Raw genomic sequence first — 17,627 nt, forward strand, 5'->3', positions numbered from 1 at the left:
CAAGGATCCACTGTCATGACCACGCTTGAACGCCCACAACCTTTGCTCTCCATGGCGGAGAAAGCCGCCCGGATCGACGCGATCTGCGACAAGGCGCGCATCCTGCCGGTGATCACCATCGCCCGTGAGGAAGACATCCTGCCGCTGGCCGACGCCTTGGCCGCCGGTGGCATCCGCACCCTGGAAGTGACCCTGCGTTCGGCGCACGGCTTGAAGGCCATCCAGGTGTTGCGCGAACAGCGTCCGGAGCTGTGCATCGGCGCCGGCACCGTGCTCGACCCTGAAATGTATGCGGCGGTCGAGGCCGCGGGCGCGCAGTTCGTGGTGACCCCGGGCATCACCCGCGAGATCCTCGAAGCCGGCGTGCGCAGCGACATTCCCCTGCTGCCGGGGATCAGCACGCCGTCGGAGATCATGATGGGCTACGCGTTGGGGTATCGCCGCTTCAAGCTGTTCCCGGCGGAAATCAGCGGTGGCGTGGCGGCGATCAAGGCTTATGGCGGCCCGTTCGGTGATATCCGCTTCTGCCCCACTGGCGGGGTGAACCCGGCCAACGTGCGCAACTACATGGCCTTGCCGAATGTGATGTGCGTGGGTGGTACCTGGATGCTCGACAGCAGCTGGATCAAGAACGGCGACTGGGGGCGGATCGAGGCGTGCAGCGCGGAGGCCATGGCGCTGCTGGACTGATTGCGAATTTCGTTGTGTGCTGCACGGCTTACGGGGCGCTTGGTCGGCGCCCCTTTTTTTTGCCTGGAGGTTTTGCGTTGGGTTTGCTTGCCCCGCGATAGGGCCTAACAGCCAGAAATGCCGCTTAGAAACTGTCGGTGGTACGGAACCCGCCTCCGCCCGAGCTTTTGCTGGTCGAGAACCCACCACCCCCGCTGCTGTTGCTGACAGTCCAACTGGTCGTGGTGGTCGTCGTCCAACTGCCGGTGGTCTGGCGCGACGGTGACGGTGGCGGCGCATCGACCCGCGCGGTCTGCACGAGCATCGCCAGCATCTCCAGGCTCAGTTCGCCACGCATGTAGTTGTCCAGCACCTGCGGCAGCGGCAGGGCCAGTTGATAGGTCTGCCGGCTGCCCCGGTACGCTTCGTCGCGCAGGGCGCGCTCGGCAGCCTTGGCGCGTTCGTGCTCGGTGCGGGCCGCGTCGTGCTGGCGATGCAACTGCTCGATGCGCTGTCGCAACTGGCGCCGGGTCGTTTGCAGGCGTTGCAGGTCCTTCACCAGCGCATCGTCACGGGTGTCAGGCGTGCTTTCGGCTTCGCGCAGCAGCGCTTCCAGGGGGCGGGCCTTGAGGCGTTCGGCGAGGCGCTCGGCAATGCGTTTGAACTGCGGGTCGCGGCGCTCGGTGAACTCGGCCAATTGGCCATGCAGCGTGTTGGCCTGGGCCTTGTCGGCCTTCACCTTCTGGCCAAGGGCCTGGTCCTCGGCTTGCAGCGGCTGCATGCCGGCGGCCTCGCGGGCGCTGTCGACCTGCTGACGATGCCGTTCCTCCAACTGCGCCAGTGCGTCAGCCCGGGTTTGCTGCTGGGTCTCGTTGCGCGCCTGCATCGCCAGGAGGATCTGCTCGTTAGCGTGGTTGGCACGAAAGCCCACCAGCCGGGCGAGGTAGTCGTCCGTCCAGCGCCGCAGGTGCCGACCGGTGTAGCGCTCGGTCCCGTAGTCGCGGATCTTCAGGAAGCGGTACAGCGGGTTGGCCCAGAAGGCGGGCAGCTTGGCCGCGCACTCGTCGCGGATTTCCTCGTAGGCCGTCAGCGCTGTGTGCTGCTCTTCGCGGGCTTTGTGCAGTTGCTCGGCGAGCTGGCAGAACGCCGGGTCCTGGTCGAGGCTGTCCAGCGCCTGTTCGTCGAGGTTGTCGAGCCGGGCGCGCAGGTCGTGCTGCTGGCGCAGCGTGTCGGCAATGCGCTGCTCGATCATCGCCAGGTCGTCGCGCAGGCGCTGCTGGGCCTGCTCGCGTGCTTGCATCTGCTGCGCAGTGTCCTGGTCCAGCGACGGGTTGTGTTCCAGTTGCAGGCTGGCGATCGCACTGAGGGTGCTGGCGATCTGGTATTCGAGCTGGACCTCCTGCTCGGTCCCGCTGCACAGGTCGCGCTCGGCCTGACGCAGCACCTGCTCGGTGGTGCGCGAGAGTTGTTCGACGCTGGCGATGAGGCTGCTTGGGGTCATGGGGTCACCAGTCCGTGATCATGTCGGGGTTGCCGCTGGTCCGCGCGCTGAAGCGCAAGCCCAGGGCGTTGGCCGGTTTGCTGCCGATGCGGCGCTGGCCGATGTGGCCATCGTCGAGCTTGTCCTGGCGCACTTTGAGGTACTCGGCGCGGCTGACGCGCACGCCGAACGCGGTGGCCCAGCGCTGGTCACCGTCCTCGACGCTGGCGACCGGCACCGCCACCGCTTGGCCGCTGGCGTCCAGCGCTTCGACCACCAGGTACCAACTCTTGCCCTGTTCGCTGTTTTCAGCGCACCCGGAAGGCTCGTAGCAACGCTCGACCCCGGACTTGACTCCGGGGCGGTCGACCAGCTCCAGCGTCAGGGCGCGAGCGGCGAAGTCCAGGTAGCGTTGCAGTTGGTCGAGCGGCACTGCCACGGCCTCCCAGCGTTGCTGGGCGATGGCCTCGACGGCCTGGTTGGCGAACACCATCAGTTGCTGGCGCTCCGCTGCGGCCAGCGGCATGGCCTTAAGGCGTTGCAGCAACTGTTGTTGGCGTTCGATGACCATGACGTTGCTGCGCGATGACTCGATGCGCTGCTCCAGGGCATCGAGCAGGCTGCCGACGGCTTGCAGGTCGGCATCGGTGCGTACCAGCGCCAGTTGGCGGTCGGCTTCCAAGGCCTGCTCAACAATGCTGTCAAAGTGCTCTCGTGTCGCCAGGAAGCCAGGCGACTGACGCAGGGCGGTGAAGCGATCGCGCAACTGATACACGCCGTCCGCCGTGGTGAACAGCGCCTGGCTCGCGGCCAGTGCCTGCTGGGCCTTGTCCAGGCCAGCCTGGGCCTGCTTGACCTGGGCCGCTACCTGGTCGCGGTTGTCGCGGGTGATGAGTTCGGGGCGGTCGATGACGAAGCGCAGGGCCTGCGCCGGCAGCACCTGCTCGATCTGCGTCACCAGCGCCGCCACGGCGGGCTCAGGTTGGCGTTGCAGGCGTGCGCGCAGGCCGGCCAGGCGTTGGTGCTGTTCGACGAGTTGGCTGTGCAGGGCGCTGTCGGCCTGGGCCAGCCGGTCGGCGCGCAGGCCCGCGTCGGAGGTCTGAATACTGTCTCCCAGACCGGCGGAGCACTGCTTGAAGGTGAAGATCATCAGCGCAGCGCCGGCCAAGGTGAGCAGGGCGCGCCGGGCCAGGACCAGTTTGCTCAGCACGCGGTCCTTGAAGCCCAGGGTAGGCGCTTCGAACACCAGGCGCTGGGCGAAGAACGCGCGCACGCCCTGGTCGATCAGCGCGTCGTCGTAGGCGATGCCCTGGTTCTGGTAATAGGTGCGGATACGCTCGGCCACTTCGGCGCGGCGCCGAGGCAGGTCGAGGTGTTCCTGCAACGCCATCTCGCGATGGCGCAGTTCGTCGACGAGGCCCATGGCCCCCATCTGTTCGGCAAGCGAAATGGTCATTGGCGGTCCATCAGAAGCGGGCGGTGATTTGCTGGCTGTTTTCAGCCGGGTTGTCGTAGCCGCCACCCACGAGCATGTGCCCGTCGAAGTGGTGGTTCAGGCTGTAGGCGTCCTTGCTGCCGATGACCGGGTCGTCGACACGTCCTCTGGCCTGTTTCCCCTGCTGGACCTTGTCGCCGCTGACCGCGGCCGCTGGTTCCGGCTGCGCGGGCGTGGCCGGCTGGCGCAGGTTCACCGCGAGCATGACGCCACCGAGCAGCGCGATCCACACCAGCCCCCAGGCCAGCCCGTTGCGGCGGATCGACAGGCCCGCCAGCAGCCGCGTGCGCCAGGGCAGCGTCGGTGCTTCGAACGCCAGGCGCTGGGCGAAGAACAGCTGCACGCCTTCCTCGACCGTGGTGTCGTCGCAGGGGATGCCCTGGCTGCGGTAGTACTCGCGGATCCGCGCGGCCACGTCGGCGCGGCGCTGGGGCAGGTCCAGATGTTCCTGAACCTGCCGGCGCTCGCGGCGCAGGGCGTCGACGCAGGCCAGCGCGCCCATTTGCTCGGAGAGCGGGCCTGCGGTCATTGCGCGGCCTTGGTCAGCAGCGCCGAGAAGGCACGCTTGGCGTCTTCGACCGCGCTGGCGATTTCCTGGGCGGCCTTGGTGGACTCGGCGCGGTAGGTGTCGGTCAGGCCCTTCATGTCGTTCTGGAAGTCCAGGGTGGCCTGGGCCAGGGCGCGCACCGAGTCGACGCGGATGGTCGAGCCGTAGCTGGCCTTGACCGCGGCGCCGAGCTGCTGGTTGCCGATCTCGCCCAGCGCTTCCAGGCCCTTGCTGATGCCGTCAGTGGTGGCGTTGAGGGTGTGGGTGGCTTCGGCCATGCCCTGGTTGGCGGTGAACGACACGGCCAGGCTGGTCAGCACCACTTCGTTGGTGGAGAAGAACGACACCATGCGCTGGTACTGGCGCTCCTTGACCACGTGCACCTGGCTGATGCGGGCGAAGACCATCTCGGCGGTGTTGTAGCCCACGCGCAGGTCGTCGGCGATGTCCTTGATGATCTGGTAGCTCTTGTCTTCGCTCTGCAGGGCGCGCACGGCTTCGTCGCGCGCCAGTTCCAGGGCCGCGCGCTGCGCCGGCTCCAGGGCCTCGGGGGTGGCGACCTTGGCGTTCGCCGCGTCCAGCGCCTGGGTGCGCTGCTGCAGGGCGAGGCTGGCGCTGGCCAGTACTTCCTGGGCATCGACCTCGGCGGTCTTCATGGCCAGGCGGAAGTCCATGTACGACTCCAGGATCAGGCTCTCGCGGGTGATCTGGTCGCTGGCGGCCTTGCACACGTCCAGGTAGTGCTTGCGGATGTCCGCGAAGCGGCTGGGGATCGAGCCACGGCGCATGTTCATCCAGGCCAGCTTGAGGCGCTCGAGGGTGTCCAGGCGACCGTCGTCCATCCACGAGGCCATGGCCGCGGCGTCTTCACGGATCGAGGTGAAGCTTTCGGTGACGTCCAGGTAGCGGTTGGAAATGTCCATGCCGGCGATCTGCTCGCGCACGGTCTGGTTGAACACGGTGGCCTGTTGCAGCACCGCGGCGATGCCGGTGACGCGGTTGTTGTCGTAGTGCGCGACCTTGTCCAGCAGCACCATCACGGGCGCTTGCTGGGCCGGTTGACCGAAGGTGATGCCGAGCTTGCGCAGGCCGTCGAGGGCGCGTTCGAGATATTGGCTCATGGGTGTCCTTGCATGAGTGGGCGGTCGGAAAGGGGGGCGCGCGCGGTGCCGTTGTCCAGGCGCTGGGCCTGGAGTGTGGTGACCAGGCTGGCCAGCGGCAAGCGTGCATTCATGAAATCGGCGATCAGCTGGCGATAGTCCAGGGTGTCGGCGTAGCGGTCATCGAGCGGGTAGCGCAGTTGGCAGGCGCACAGGCCCTCGAGCGGGCGAACGTGGCAAGGGCAGTTGCAGCCGCTGGCGCAGCGCTGCTGGTCGTGCAATGTCCGGCGCAGCTCCACTTCCAGCGTGGTGGCTTGTTCGAGCAGGCGCCTTGCCTGTTCGACGCGCTGGCTGGCTTCGTCCAGGCGTTGGCGCAGGCTGTCGAGTTCCTGCTGGTAGCGGGTGGCCTGGTGTGCGCCGATGGCCGCCCATTGGGCGAGGGCCTGGGTCAGGGTCGGGGTCTTGAGTTCGAAGCGCAGCCAGCGCAGGGCGTCCTCGCTATCGTCGTCGGCGCAGGTCTCGAGGCGTTCGATGTCACGAAGCGCCGTGCTGCCCTCGCTGCAGAGGGTGACGATGCGATTGGCCAGCACGTCGTCCTGCGCGCCTGCGGATGCCTGGCCGCGCGCGGGCAGGGCACGCTTGCGCAGGTCGGCCAGGCGTTGCGCGAGGGTCGCGACTTGCGCGTCGTGCTCGGCCAGGCGCGCGGCGTCCTGTACCAGCATGGCCCGCAGCAGTTGTTCATTCTGCTGGTTCGCCAGATAGTTGCACTGGCGTGCCAGCCACGCGTCCATTCGCTGCCACAGGGTGTTGCGCGTGTAGTCGCTGGCGCCGTACTGGTGCTTGCGCAGGTAGGCGTAGAGCGGGTGCTGGTCGTAGACGGCAAGCTTGCTCATGCATTCGCCCAGCAGCAGTTCGTGTTCCCCGGCGATCGCCGCGCGGCGCTCCTGGGCCTCTTGCAGGGCTTGGTGGCACTGGCGCATGTCGGGCTGTTCATGCTGTTCGTCGAGCGCGCTGCGGTGCTCGGCGACTTGCCTGGCCTGGTCGTCGCGGTAGGCCTTGAGGGCCGTGTCGAACTCGCCATTCAACGCGTCCAGGCGGGCGAAGCCCTGGGCCTCGCGGGCCTGGCGCTGTTCGAGGATCTGGCGGATTTGCCCGGCTTCGAAGGCGTCGTCGGCGATGTCGTAGAGCGCGCAGAGGATACGGGCTTGCAGGGCCAGGTGCTGGCCATGCAGCTGCGAGCTGTTGCGCTGCTCGCGGGTGAGGTGGCGCAGGTAATCACGGGCGTTGTCTTCGACGAGCGCGGCGATGTTACCGGGGGTCATGGGTGCGGCTTCCAGTGTCCGTAGGGCGGTGTCTAGACGGTGACGGACGGGTCCACTGGCCGTCATCCGTGATCGAAGCGGTGGAAGCCGGCAGTATAACCAGCATTGAAGGCAAAGTGATGGCTGCGTGTGGCGACCCAGGGCTTTCTCCGGGCAATAAAAAACCCGCATCCGAGGATGCGGGTTTTCAGCGAGCGCGTTGCTTAGGCCGCTTTGGCCGCCTGCTGGCTCAGCGAGCGGTTCAGTGCGCTGAACAGCGCCTTGAAGCTGGCGGTGGTGATGTTCTCGTCGATGCCCACGCCGTGCACCGGGCGGCCACCGGCCACGCGCAGCTCGATGTAGGCCGCTGCCTTGGCGTTGGTGCCGGCGCCGATGGCGTGCTCGTTGTAGTCCATGATCTCCACGGCTACCGGCAGACCATCGACCAGCGCTTCCAGGGCGCCGTTGCCCTTGCCGCGCCAGTGCAGGGTGGTTTCGCCCTCACCGGAGACTTCCACTTCCACGCGGCTGTTGCCGTTTTCTTCCTGCAGGCGATGGCTGACCAGCGCGTACGGGGCATTGGCCTGCAGGTATTCCTTGTGCAGCAGGCTGTAGATCTGCTGGGCGGTCATTTCCAGGCCCAGGCGGTCGGTTTCACCCTGCACCACCTGGCTGAATTCGATCTGCATGCGGCGCGGCAGGCTGATGCCGTATTCCTGCTCCAGCAGGTAGGTGATACCGCCCTTGCCGGACTGGCTGTTGACGCGGATGACCGCCTCGTAGCTGCGGCCGATGTCGGCCGGGTCGATTGGCAGGTACGGCACTTCCCACAGGGTGTCGTCCTTCTGCTGGGAGAAGCCCTTGCGGATGGCATCCTGGTGCGAGCCGGAGAATGCGGTGTGGACCAGGTCGCCGACGTACGGGTGACGCGGGTGCACCGGCAACTGGTTGCATTCTTCGACGACCTTGCGCACGCCGTCGATATCGGAGAAGTCCAGCTCAGGGTCGATGCCCTGGGTGTAGAGGTTCAGTGCCAGGGTCACCAGGTCGACGTTGCCGGTGCGCTCGCCGTTGCCGAACAGGCAGCCTTCGGCACGGTCGGCGCCGGCCATCAGGCCCAGTTCGGTGGCGGCGATGCCGGTGCCACGGTCGTTGTGGGTGTGCAGGCTGATGATCACGCTGTCGCGGCGGTTGACGTTGCGGCAGAACCACTCGATCTGGTCGGCGTAGATGTTCGGCGTGGCGACTTCCACGGTGGCCGGCAGGTTGAGGATGATCTTGTGTTCAGGCGTCGGGTTCCACACCTCGATCACCGCGTCGCAGACTTCCTTGGCGAACTCCAACTCAGTGGCGCTGAAGGTTTCGGGCGAGTACTGGAAGGTCCACTGGGTGTTCGGCTGCTGGGCGGCGTACTTGACGAACAGCTTGGCGGCATTGACTGCGATGTCCTTGACGCCCTGCTTGTCCTGGTTGAAGACGATGCGGCGGAACGACGGGCAGGTGGCGTTGTACAGGTGCACGATCGCCTTCTTGGCGCCGCGCAGGGATTCGAAGGTGCGCGCGATCAGGTCTTCGCGGGCCTGGGTGAGCACCTGGATGGTGGTGTCGTCGGGGATGTGGCCGTCTTCGATCAGGGTGCGCACGAAATCGAAGTCGGTCTGCGAGGCGGACGGGAACGCCGCTTCGATTTCCTTCACGCCTACCTGCACCAGGGTCTGCCAGAAGCGCAGCTTCTTCGCCGAGTCCATCGGTTCGATCAGCGACTGGTTGCCATCACGCAGGTCGGAGCTGCACCAGATCGGCGCCTGGGTGATGGTCTTCGACGGCCAGGTGCGGTCGGGCAGGTCGATGGTCGGGAACGCGCGGTACTTCTTCGACGGGTCTTTGAGCATGGTCATTGGAGCAATCCTTTCATGTGCGGCCTGATCGGGCCTGCCGGCGATAACGAGATGAAGAGGCGAGGCGACGCGGTTTACCCGGGTAGTCGTGCACTGACCAGGCAAAGGCTGCGGTGTTGACGGAGCAGGATGAGGGTGGTGAAGGTTTTCATGCCCTCAACCCTAACCAGTGGGGTGAGGGATGGCAAGCGCTGGGAAAAAATTGAGAGGAATGCTTAAAAAAACAGGTAATGCGAGATTTAATCGCTGGCTTTTAAGGAAAGCATGAGGTTGCTTGCGCGAGATTTTGATGAGGCGCAAATGGTGGCGGGTGGGCTGGCCCCGCGAGGGGGCCCCTGTGAATCAGGGCTGGAACGCCCCGATGAAGATCGCCGGGTCCACCCGCGCATCGTTCAGGCTGACGTTCCAGTGCATGTGCGGCCCGGTCGCCCGGCCGGTCGAGCCAACCCGCCCGACCACCTCGCCGCGGCGCAGCACCTGCCCCGGTTTCACGTCGATCTTCGACATATGGCAGAACATGCTGATGAAGCCCTGGCCATGGTCGACGAACACGGTCTGGCCGTTGAAGAAGTAGTCGCCCACCAGGATCACCTTGCCGTTGGCCGGGGTCTTGATCGGCGTGCCGGCGGGCACGGCGAAGTCCAGGCCGGCGTGGGGGTTGCGTTCCTCGCCGTTGAAGAAGCGGCGCACGCCGAACTTGCTCGAGAGCGGGCCGCTGACCGGCTTGTCGAGTATCAGGTTGCTCGGCACGTTCGGGCTGAAACTGCGGTAGGCCTTGACCTGCTCGGCCAACTCGCGGTCGATGCGCTTGAGGTCGGCGGGTTCGGGGTTGACCTGGCGCTTGTTCTTCAGGGTGATGCGCTGCTCGGGGTACTTTTTGCTGCCCACGCTGAACGGCAGGTTGCGCCCGCCCTGGGTGAGCGTGGCGGTGCCGGGTTTCTGGGTCAGCGGCAGGCCGACGATGGCCAGCCAGGTGTCCTGCTCCTTGACCACGAGCACCGGCTTGCCGTCGAAACGGGCGCTCGGGGCGCTGGCGGCGGGGCCGAGGTCGACCACGGCGACGCCGCCTGGCACCGGCTTGTTCAGCGCGCGGGTGATGTAGCTGGCCTGGGCGGCGCTGGCCAGCAGCAGGCAGGAGAGGGCGAACAGGGGCGCGAGCAGGCGGGGCATGTGTCAGTCCAGGAGTGAAAGGGTGACGGGGGTCTGGTGGTTGTCCTCGACCCTCACCTGCAACTCGCCTTCGTTCAGGCGTGCGGTCAGGCGCTGGCCGTTGCGGGTCTGGGCGGCGCTGCGGATGGCCTGGCCGCGCTCGTCGAGGAGGATGCTGTAGCCGCGCGCCAGGGTCGCCAGCGGGCTCACCACCTGCAAAGTCTGCAACTGCGCCTGGAAGCGCTGGCGGCGGTCCTTGAGCACTTCGCGCATGGCCCGTGGCAGGCGCTCGGCGAGGCTGTCCAGGCGCTGGCCGAGCAGCTTCAGCGTGCGGCCCGGATGCTGCGCGGCCAGGCGCGTGTCCAGGCGGCCGAGGCGCTCGTGGCGTTGGCGCATGTTCAACAGGAAGGCGCGGCGCAGGCGCATGTCCAGGTCATCCAGGCGCTGGGCTTGCTGGCGCAGGCGTTCACCGGGGTGGCGCAGGCGCCGGGCCAGGCCGTCCAGGCGCAGGCGGTCGTGGCTCAGGCGGTTCTGCATGCGCAGCAACAGGCGCCGTTGCAGGCTGTCGAGGCGTTGCTGCAGGCCACTGTTGTCGGGGGCCAGCAGTTCGGCGGCGGCCGAGGGGGTTGGCGCGCGCACGTCGGCGACGAAGTCGCTGATCGACACGTCGGTTTCATGGCCCACCGCGCTGACGATGGGCGTCACGCAGGCGGCCACGGCACGCGCCACGGCTTCTTCGTTGAAGCACCAGAGGTCTTCCAGCGAGCCGCCGCCACGGGCCAGGATCAGCGCATCGAAGCCGCGGCTGTCGGCCAGTCGCAGGGCGCGCACGATCTGCCCGATGGCCTCGCGGCCCTGCACGGCGGTGGGGATCAGGTTGAGTTCGACCTGCGGCGCGCGGCGGCGGAACACGCTGATGATGTCGCGGATCACCGCGCCGGTGGGCGAAGTGATGATGCCGATGCGCTGCGGGTGAGCCGGCAGCGGGCGCTTGCGCTCGGCACTGAACAGGCCTTCGGCGCCGAGTTTTTCCTTCAGCGCCTCGAAGGCCAGGCGCAGGGCGCCATCGCCCGCGGGTTCGACGGTATCGACGATCAGTTGGTAGTCGCCGCGCCCCTCGAACAGCGAGACCTTGCCGCGTACCCGCACCGCCAGACCGTCGCGCAGCGCCTGGCGCACGCGCGCGGCGTTCTGGCGGAACAGCGCGCAGCGCACCTGGGCGCCGCTGTCCTTGAGGGTGAAGTAGAGGTGGCCGGAGGCCGGGCGGGCGAGGTTGGAAATCTCGCCTTCCACCCAGACGCTGCGGAACACGTCTTCGAGCAGCACGCGGGCGCGGCCGTTGAGCTGGCTGACGGTGAGGACCTCGCGGTCCAGGCCGAGTCGTTCGAAAGGGTCTCTGATCATGGCGGGCATCATAAAGGAGGTGGTGCAGGATTGCATTCGGGGCGCTCAGCCCTGCATCGCCGCCACGAACTGCCGCACCATCTCCCCATCATCGCGTCGGCAGGCCAGTGCCACGGTGCTGTCGCCAGCGTCGGACAGTGCAATGAACTTCACCGACGCCGGCGCGATATCACGCATGCACTCGGGCAACAACGCCACGCCGAACCCCGCCTGGATCAACTGCAACTGCGTGGTCTTGCGCGACACCACCTGCGCCGGGCGGGGAAAGAACCCGGCCTTCATGCACAGCGACGCCGACAGGTAGCTCAGCCCGCCACGCTGGCGGTGGGGAATGGAGATGAACGGTTCGTCACGCAAGCGCTCCAGCCCCACGCTGGCCGCGCCTGCCAGCGGGTGGTCGGCGGCCACGGCCAGCAACAGGGGTTCCTCGAACAGCGCGTGCAATTCAACGCCTTCATGCTGGCGCAGCACTGGCAGGCGCAACAGGCCGATGTCCAGGCGACCCTCGGCGATGTCCTGTAACTGCGCCTCGGAGGACTGCTGGGCGATTTCCAGCGACACCCTGGGGTTGGCCGCCAGGTAACCGCCCAGGCATTCGAGCAGTCGGCCGGTCAGCGGCACGGTGCTGGAGTGGTTCAGTCGCAGGCTGCCGCGCAAACCCTGGCCGACTTCGCGGGCCAGGCGTTCGGCCTTTTCCAGGTCGGCCAGCAGCTGCCGCGCGCGGTCGAGAAAGGCCAGCCCTGCGGCGGTCAGGCGCGGTTGGCGGGCGGTGCGTTCGAACAGCGCGGTGCCCAGTTGCAGCTCAAGTTCCTTGACCTGGCGGCTCAGCGCCGACTGTGCGATGTACAGGCGTTCGGCGGCGGCGCTGAAGCTACCGCTCTCGGCGATTTCCACGAAATAGCGCAACTGGCGAAGGGAGGTCATGGGCTTCGTATGCCTTTTCGAGATAGCTAATGGCGAAATTGCATATTAGTCGGCATGGCTGCGGGCTGGCTAACCTTGTCGTGTGTCCCTCAGGAAGCCCGCCATGCTTGCTCAATTGCCCTTCACCGGCCTCGATTGGCTGCCCATCCTGCTTGGTGTCGGCATGGCCTACGTGGTCTTCGGCATCGCCGGCTTCGGTACCGCTTTGGTGGCCGGGCCGGTGCTGATCCACTTCATGCCGCTGTCGCGGATCATCCCCTTGCTGGTGCTGCTGGACTTCGTCGCCGCGTTCGGCAACTGGTTGCCGGCGCGGCGCCAGGTGGTGCGTGGCGAGTTGCTGCGGCTACTGCCCTGCATGGCGCTGGGCTGCACGCTGGGGGGGGTGTTTCTGCTAAGGCTCAAGTCCGACCTGCTGTTGTTGCTGATGGGGCTGTTCGTCACCGGGTATGCGCTCTATAGCCTGGCGGTGAAGGTGCGCCCGGCACGCTTGTCCGGCGCCTGGGCGTTGCCGATGGGCACGGTGGGCGGGCTGTTCGGCGCGCTGTTCGGCAGTGGCGGCTTTCTCTATGCGATCTACCTCAACGCGCGGCTGGCGTCCAAGGAGCAGGCGCGGGCGACCCAGAGCGCGTTGATCAGTTGCAGCACGGTGGTGCGCCTGTCGCTGTTCCTGATTGCCGGGGTCTATGCCGATACCCACTTGCTGCTGCTTGCCGCCTGCCTGCTGCCGGTGATGTTCGCCGGCCTGTGGCTGGGGCGGCGGCTGACCCTGAAACTGTCGCGCGAAGCGTTCGTCAGGGTGGTCACCTGGCTGGTGCTGGCCAGCGGCCTGGCATTGATCGGTCGCTACCTGGGCGGCTGAGCAGGCGCTAGAATTGCGCGATTACCGCAGTTCTCAGGCCTGTCACGTTCATGAACACCCAGAGCATCATCGTCCCCAAGTTGTCCACCGTGCCGGTGCACGAAGCCCGCGCGCGCGCGATCCTGCGCTGGCTGGTGCGCGAGAAAGTCGTCGAGGAACAACTGACCACCTGCGGGCGCACCGGCAACCGCATGGGCCACGCCTTGGCCGAAGGCGCACGCAAGGTGGCGCTGCATCCCGAGAAACTGCCGCTCGGCGAACCGGTCAATGGCCTGGAAGTGATGCTCAAGCGCTGCATCTACACGCCTACCGACGGTTTTCTCGAAGAAGCTGGCTGCCCGGAGTGTCGGCGCGAGGTCGGTGAGCCCTTGTTCGAGAGCCTGGAGGAGTGGATGCCGGGTGTGAGCGACAACTTTACCTGCCCGCTGTGCGGCTTCGAGGACGACATCAACGGTTTTCTCTATTTGCAGCCCTGCGCGTTTTCCAACCTCGGGTTCATCTTCAACAACTGGGGCGAGGCAGGCTTCACCCAGGCCTTCCTCGACAGTTTCGCCGATTGGCTGGACCAGCCGGTGGCGGTGGTGCAGGTTAAAGTCAGCGGCAAGCCTTGAGTAGAAAAACAGCGAGCGGGGGCGTTGGCTTGCCGCTCGTAACTTGCGGCTTAAATCGCATTGAGCGGCGGCCCGCGGATGAGTATAATGGCGCGCTTCCATTTTTCCCGCCCGGGAGCCCCCGCGATGCTGCGTATCAGCCAAGAAGCCCTGACCTTCGACGATATCCTCCTTGTACCTGGTTATTCCGAGGTACTGCCCAATGAAGTCAGTCTCAAGACCCGTTTGACTCGTGGCATCGAGCTGAACATTCCGCTGGTTTCCGCCGCCATGGATACCGTGACCGAAGCGCGCCTGGCCATCGCCATGGCCCAGGAAGGCGGCATCGGCATCATCCACAAGAACATGACCATCGAGCAGCAGGCCGGCGAAGTGCGCAAGGTCAAGAAGTTCGAGGCCGGCGTGGTCAAGGACCCGATCACCATCGATGCCGACGCCACCGTGCGCGACCTGTTCGAACTGACCCGCCTGAACAACATCTCCGGTGTTCCAGTGCTGGAGAACGGCGACCTGGTCGGTATCGTCACTTCCCGTGACGTGCGCTTCGAAAGCCGCCTGGAAGCCAAGGTGCGCGACGTGATGACGCCCAAAGAGCGCCTGGTCACCGTGCGCGAAGGCGCCGACAAGAACGAAGTCCGCGAGCTGCTGCACAAGCACCGCCTGGAAAAAGTCCTGATCGTCGACGACAAGTTCGCCCTCAAGGGCATGATGACCGTCAAGGACATCGAAAAGGCCAAGGCCTACCCGCTGGCCAGCAAGGACGACCAGGGTCGCCTGCGCGTCGGCGCCGCCGTCGGCACCGGCAAGGACACCGGCGAGCGTGTTGCCGCCCTGGTCGCCGCTGGCGTCGACGTGGTGGTGGTCGACACCGCCCACGGCCACTCCAAGGGCGTGATCGACCGCGTGCGCTGGGTCAAGGAAAACTACCCGCAGGTGCAGGTGATCGGCGGCAACATCGCCACCGGCGCCGCCGCCAAGGCCCTGGCTGAAGCCGGCGCCGACGCGGTCAAGGTCGGCATCGGCCCAGGCTCGATCTGCACCACCCGCATCGTCGCCGGTGTCGGCGTGCCGCAGATCAGCGCCATCGCCAACGTCGCCGCCGCACTGGAAGGCACGGGCGTGCCTCTGATCGCCGACGGCGGCATCCGCTTCTCCGGCGACCTGTCCAAGGCCATCGTCGCGGGCGCCTCCTGCGTGATGATGGGTTCGATGTTCGCCGGCACCGAAGAGGCGCCAGGCGAGGTCGAGCTGTTCCAGGGCCGCTCCTACAAGGCCTACCGTGGCATGGGCTCGCTGGGTGCCATGGCGCAGGCGCAAGGCTCCTCCGACCGCTACTTCCAGGATTCCTCCGCCGGTGCCGAGAAGCTGGTGCCGGAAGGCATCGAAGGCCGCGTGCCGTACAAGGGCGCCCTGGCGGCGATCATCCACCAGCTGATGGGCGGCCTGCGGTCCTCCATGGGCTACACCGGCAGCGCGACCATCGACGAGATGCGCACCAAGCCGGAGTTCGTGCGCATCACCGGTGCCGGCATGGCCGAGTCCCACGTGCATGACGTGCAGATCACCAAGGAAGCCCCGAACTACCGCGTAGGTTGAGGCTTCAGCAATAACCGAGAGCGGGGCTGTCACGAACAGCCCCGCGTCGTTTCCGATTTCCACTGACGAGATTGAGTCATGGCCCTCGATATTCACGCTCACCGAATCCTGATCCTCGATTTCGGTTCCCAGTACACCCAGCTGATCGCCCGCCGTGTGCGCGAGATTGGCGTGTACTGCGAACTGCACCCGTTCGACATGGACGATGAAGCGATCCGCGCCTTCAACCCGCGCGGCATCATCCTGGCCGGTGGCCCCGAGTCGGTCCACGAAGCCAACAGCCCGCGCGCGCCGCAGGCGGTGTTCGACCTGAAGGTGCCGGTGCTGGGCATCTGCTACGGCATGCAGACCATGGCCGAACAGATGGGCGGCAAGGTCGAAGGTTCCGAGCTGCGCGAGTTCGGCTACGCCCGCGTCGATGTGGTCGGCAAGAGCCGCCTGCTCGACGGCATCGAAGACCACGTCGACGATGACGGCGTGCTGGGCCTGGACGTGTGGATGAGCCACGGTGACAAGGTCACCCAGATGCCGGGCGACTTCCACGTGCTGGCCAGCACCCCGAGCTGCCCGATCGCTGGCATGTTCGACGACGCCCGCGGCTACTACGGCGTGCAGTTCCACCCGGAAGTGACCCACACCAAGCAGGGTGGTCGCATCCTCTCGCGCTTCATCCAGGACATCTGCGGCTGCGAAGCCCTGTGGACCCCGTCCAACATCGTCGAAGACGCCATCGCCCAGGTGCGTGAGCAAGTGGGTTCGGCCAACGTCCTGCTCGGCCTGTCCGGCGGCGTCGATTCTTCTGTGGTTGCCGCGCTGCTGCACCGCGCCATCGGCGACCAACTGACCTGCGTGTTCGTCGACAACGGCCTGCTGCGCCTGCACGAGGGCGACCAGGTGATGGCCATGTTCAAGGAGAACATGGGCGTCAAGGTGATCCGCGCCGACGCCGAGGCCCAGTTCCTCGGCAACCTGGAAGGCGAAGCCGACCCGGAGAAGAAGCGCAAGATCATCGGTCGCACCTTCATCGACGTGTTCGATGCCGAAGCCAGCAAGCTGGAGAACATCCAGTTCCTCGCCCAGGGCACCATCTACCCGGACGTGATCGAGTCGGCCGGTGCCAAGAGCGGCAAGGCCCACGTGATCAAGTCGCACCACAACGTCGGTGGCCTGCCGGAGGAGATGAACCTCAAGCTGGTCGAGCCGCTGCGTGAACTGTTCAAGGACGAAGTGCGCAAGATCGGCCTGGAGCTGGGCCTGCCCTACGACATGGTCTACCGCCACCCGTTCCCGGGCCCGGGCCTGGGCGTGCGTATCCTCGGCGAGGTGAAGAAGGAGTACGCCGACCTGCTGCGTCGCGCCGACCACATCTTCATCGAAGAACTGCGCAAGGCCGACTGGTACCACAAGACCAGCCAGGCGTTCGTGGTGTTCCAGCCGGTGAAATCGGTCGGCGTGGTCGGCGATGGCCGTCGCTATGCCTGGGTCGTCGCGCTGCGCGCCGTCGAGACCGTGGACTTCATGACCGCGCGCTGGGCACACCTGCCCTACGAGCTGCTGGAGACCGTCAGCGGCCGTATCATCAACGAGATCGAAGGCATCTCGCGGGTGACCTACGACGTGTCGAGCAAGCCGCCTGCCACCATCGAGTGGGAGTGAGTTGAACCAAGAGGGCGCCGCAAGGCGCCCTTTTTGCTTGCGTCCTTACCGGCTACGGCACTGGGCGTGGCTTAGCGCCGCGCAATGTCCGAGAAGTAGAACTTGTCCAGCGTATGTCGCGACTCGGTGTACTCGAACTGCCGCCCATCCTGCAGGAACGTCTGGTTGCTCACCACGATCACATGGCTTTGCCCGTCCAGGTCCAAATGCGCCTTGTCGTCCTTGCCGCGTGGCACGGCCTCGATGGTGCGCCGCGCGTAGCTGATCTGCAGTTGCAGGGTCTGCTCGATGTAGGCGTAGATCGACTGCTCGGCGATCGCCTGGTCCAGTCCCGGGATCAGGTCGGCGACGAAGTGGTTGATGTCGAGGATCACCCGCTTGCCATCAATGCGCCGCACCCGCTTGATCCGCGTGATCAGGCTGCCGGGCTCGGCCTCGATGTGCTGCAGCAGCGCCCCGGCCAGTGGAAACTGGGTCAGCTCGACCATCTCGGTGCGCACGTCATCGCCCAGGCCCTCGTGGGTTTCGTGGAAGCTGACGATGCCGCCCAGCTGGAACTCGATGGGGTTGGGTGACAGCACGAAGGTGCCTTTGCCGTGGACCTTCTGCGCGAAGCCGCGCTCCTGCAATTGCTCGATGGCCTTGCGCACGGTGCCGCGGCTGGCCTGGTAGGCCTCCATCAACTCGGTTTCCGACGGCAGGCGGGTGCCGCGCTCCAGGCGTTCAGTGGTGATGCTGGCAAGCAGATCGTTGTAGATCTGGTTGTATTTACTCATTAGGGGCTCTGCGGCGCTTGTGCATTCGAGCCCGGAACCATAGTGCCAGTGGCGGGGGTTTGTCCATCGACGAGGGGCGCGCGCATAAATTTTTGCAACTCGTACAGACGAGTTGTTGCTTTAACTCGTCTGTACGAGTTATTTTTGTCCTCGGCGTGCTGC

15 protein-coding genes are annotated in these 17,627 nt (G+C 66.1%); 5 read left to right on the forward strand and 10 right to left on the reverse strand.

Features of this window, described 5'->3' with window-relative positions:
* Window positions 1-15 precede the first annotated feature (15 nt).
* Window positions 16-690 (forward strand): bifunctional 4-hydroxy-2-oxoglutarate aldolase/2-dehydro-3-deoxy-phosphogluconate aldolase, encoded by a 675-nt coding sequence (locus P0Y43_RS06610; protein WP_275636488.1) that lies wholly within the window; start codon window positions 16-18, stop codon window positions 688-690.
* A gap of 124 nt (window positions 691-814) precedes the next feature.
* Here the strand turns inward: P0Y43_RS06610 and P0Y43_RS06615 are convergent, their stop codons facing one another.
* The 9 genes from P0Y43_RS06615 to P0Y43_RS06655 form a co-directional block, all read right to left on the reverse strand.
* The gene (locus P0Y43_RS06615; protein WP_275636489.1) at window positions 815-2,170 is read right to left on the reverse strand and encodes a hypothetical protein; all 1,356 of its coding nucleotides are present in this window, start codon (window positions 2,168-2,170) and stop codon (window positions 815-817) included.
* Window positions 2,171-2,174: 4 nt separating this feature from the next.
* Window positions 2,175-3,605 carry a DUF6384 family protein gene (locus P0Y43_RS06620; RefSeq protein ID WP_275636490.1) on the reverse strand — a complete coding sequence of 477 codons (1,431 nt, stop codon included), beginning with the start codon at window positions 3,603-3,605 and terminating at the stop codon, window positions 2,175-2,177.
* A gap of 10 nt (window positions 3,606-3,615) precedes the next feature.
* Window positions 3,616-4,173: a DUF6384 family protein gene (locus P0Y43_RS06625; RefSeq protein ID WP_275636491.1), complete on the reverse strand. Its 558-nt coding sequence runs from the start codon at window positions 4,171-4,173 to the stop codon at window positions 3,616-3,618.
* Window positions 4,170-5,312 carry a merozoite surface protein 3b gene (locus P0Y43_RS06630; RefSeq protein WP_275636492.1) on the reverse strand — a complete coding sequence of 381 codons (1,143 nt, stop codon included), beginning with the start codon at window positions 5,310-5,312 and terminating at the stop codon, window positions 4,170-4,172. Before P0Y43_RS06630 ends, P0Y43_RS06625 begins: the two co-directional genes overlap by 4 nt.
* Complete coding sequence (locus P0Y43_RS06635) at window positions 5,309-6,613, reverse strand: hypothetical protein (protein ID WP_275636493.1); 1,305 nt, start codon at window positions 6,611-6,613, stop codon at window positions 5,309-5,311. The genes P0Y43_RS06630 and P0Y43_RS06635 overlap by 4 nt, the downstream gene beginning before the upstream one ends.
* Window positions 6,614-6,816: 203 nt before the next feature.
* Window positions 6,817-8,490, reverse strand: coding sequence for a 2-isopropylmalate synthase (gene leuA, locus P0Y43_RS06640; RefSeq protein ID WP_275636494.1), 1,674 nt, complete (start codon window positions 8,488-8,490; stop codon window positions 6,817-6,819).
* Window positions 8,491-8,832: 342 nt separating this feature from the next.
* The gene (locus P0Y43_RS06645) at window positions 8,833-9,660 is read right to left on the reverse strand and encodes a M23 family metallopeptidase (RefSeq protein WP_275636495.1); all 828 of its coding nucleotides are present in this window, start codon (window positions 9,658-9,660) and stop codon (window positions 8,833-8,835) included.
* A gap of 3 nt (window positions 9,661-9,663) precedes the next feature.
* A complete protein-coding gene (gene xseA, locus P0Y43_RS06650; protein WP_275636496.1) occupies window positions 9,664-11,043 on the reverse strand; it encodes an exodeoxyribonuclease VII large subunit in 1,380 nt (459 codons plus the stop codon).
* 45 nt (window positions 11,044-11,088) lie between these two features.
* Window positions 11,089-11,967, reverse strand: coding sequence for a LysR family transcriptional regulator (locus P0Y43_RS06655; protein ID WP_275636497.1), 879 nt, complete (start codon window positions 11,965-11,967; stop codon window positions 11,089-11,091).
* A gap of 103 nt (window positions 11,968-12,070) precedes the next feature.
* Here P0Y43_RS06655 and P0Y43_RS06660 point away from each other — a divergent pair, with 103 nt between their 5' ends.
* The 4 genes from P0Y43_RS06660 to guaA all read left to right on the forward strand — a co-directional run bounded on the left by P0Y43_RS06660 (window position 12,071) and on the right by guaA (window position 16,689).
* Window positions 12,071-12,826, forward strand: a complete 756-nt coding sequence (locus P0Y43_RS06660) for a sulfite exporter TauE/SafE family protein (RefSeq protein ID WP_275636498.1) — start codon at window positions 12,071-12,073, stop codon at window positions 12,824-12,826.
* A gap of 50 nt (window positions 12,827-12,876) precedes the next feature.
* Entirely contained in the window at window positions 12,877-13,437 is a 561-nt protein-coding gene (locus P0Y43_RS06665) for a sugar ABC transporter ATPase (RefSeq protein WP_275636499.1), read from the forward strand.
* Between the two features lie 126 nt (window positions 13,438-13,563).
* Entirely contained in the window at window positions 13,564-15,033 is a 1,470-nt protein-coding gene (guaB, locus tag P0Y43_RS06670; RefSeq protein WP_275636500.1) for an IMP dehydrogenase, read from the forward strand.
* A 78-nt stretch (window positions 15,034-15,111) separates the two neighbouring features.
* Complete coding sequence (guaA, locus tag P0Y43_RS06675; RefSeq protein WP_275636501.1) at window positions 15,112-16,689, forward strand: glutamine-hydrolyzing GMP synthase; 1,578 nt, start codon at window positions 15,112-15,114, stop codon at window positions 16,687-16,689.
* Window positions 16,690-16,760: 71 nt separating this feature from the next.
* Here guaA and treR read toward each other — a convergent pair whose 3' ends face one another.
* A complete protein-coding gene (gene treR, locus P0Y43_RS06680) occupies window positions 16,761-17,465 on the reverse strand; it encodes a trehalose operon repressor (protein ID WP_275636502.1) in 705 nt (234 codons plus the stop codon).
* Between the last annotated feature and the right edge of the window lie 162 nt (window positions 17,466-17,627).

It is taken from the genome of Pseudomonas entomophila (assembly GCF_029193575.1).
Lineage (GTDB): Bacteria > Pseudomonadota > Gammaproteobacteria > Pseudomonadales > Pseudomonadaceae > Aquipseudomonas > Aquipseudomonas entomophila_G.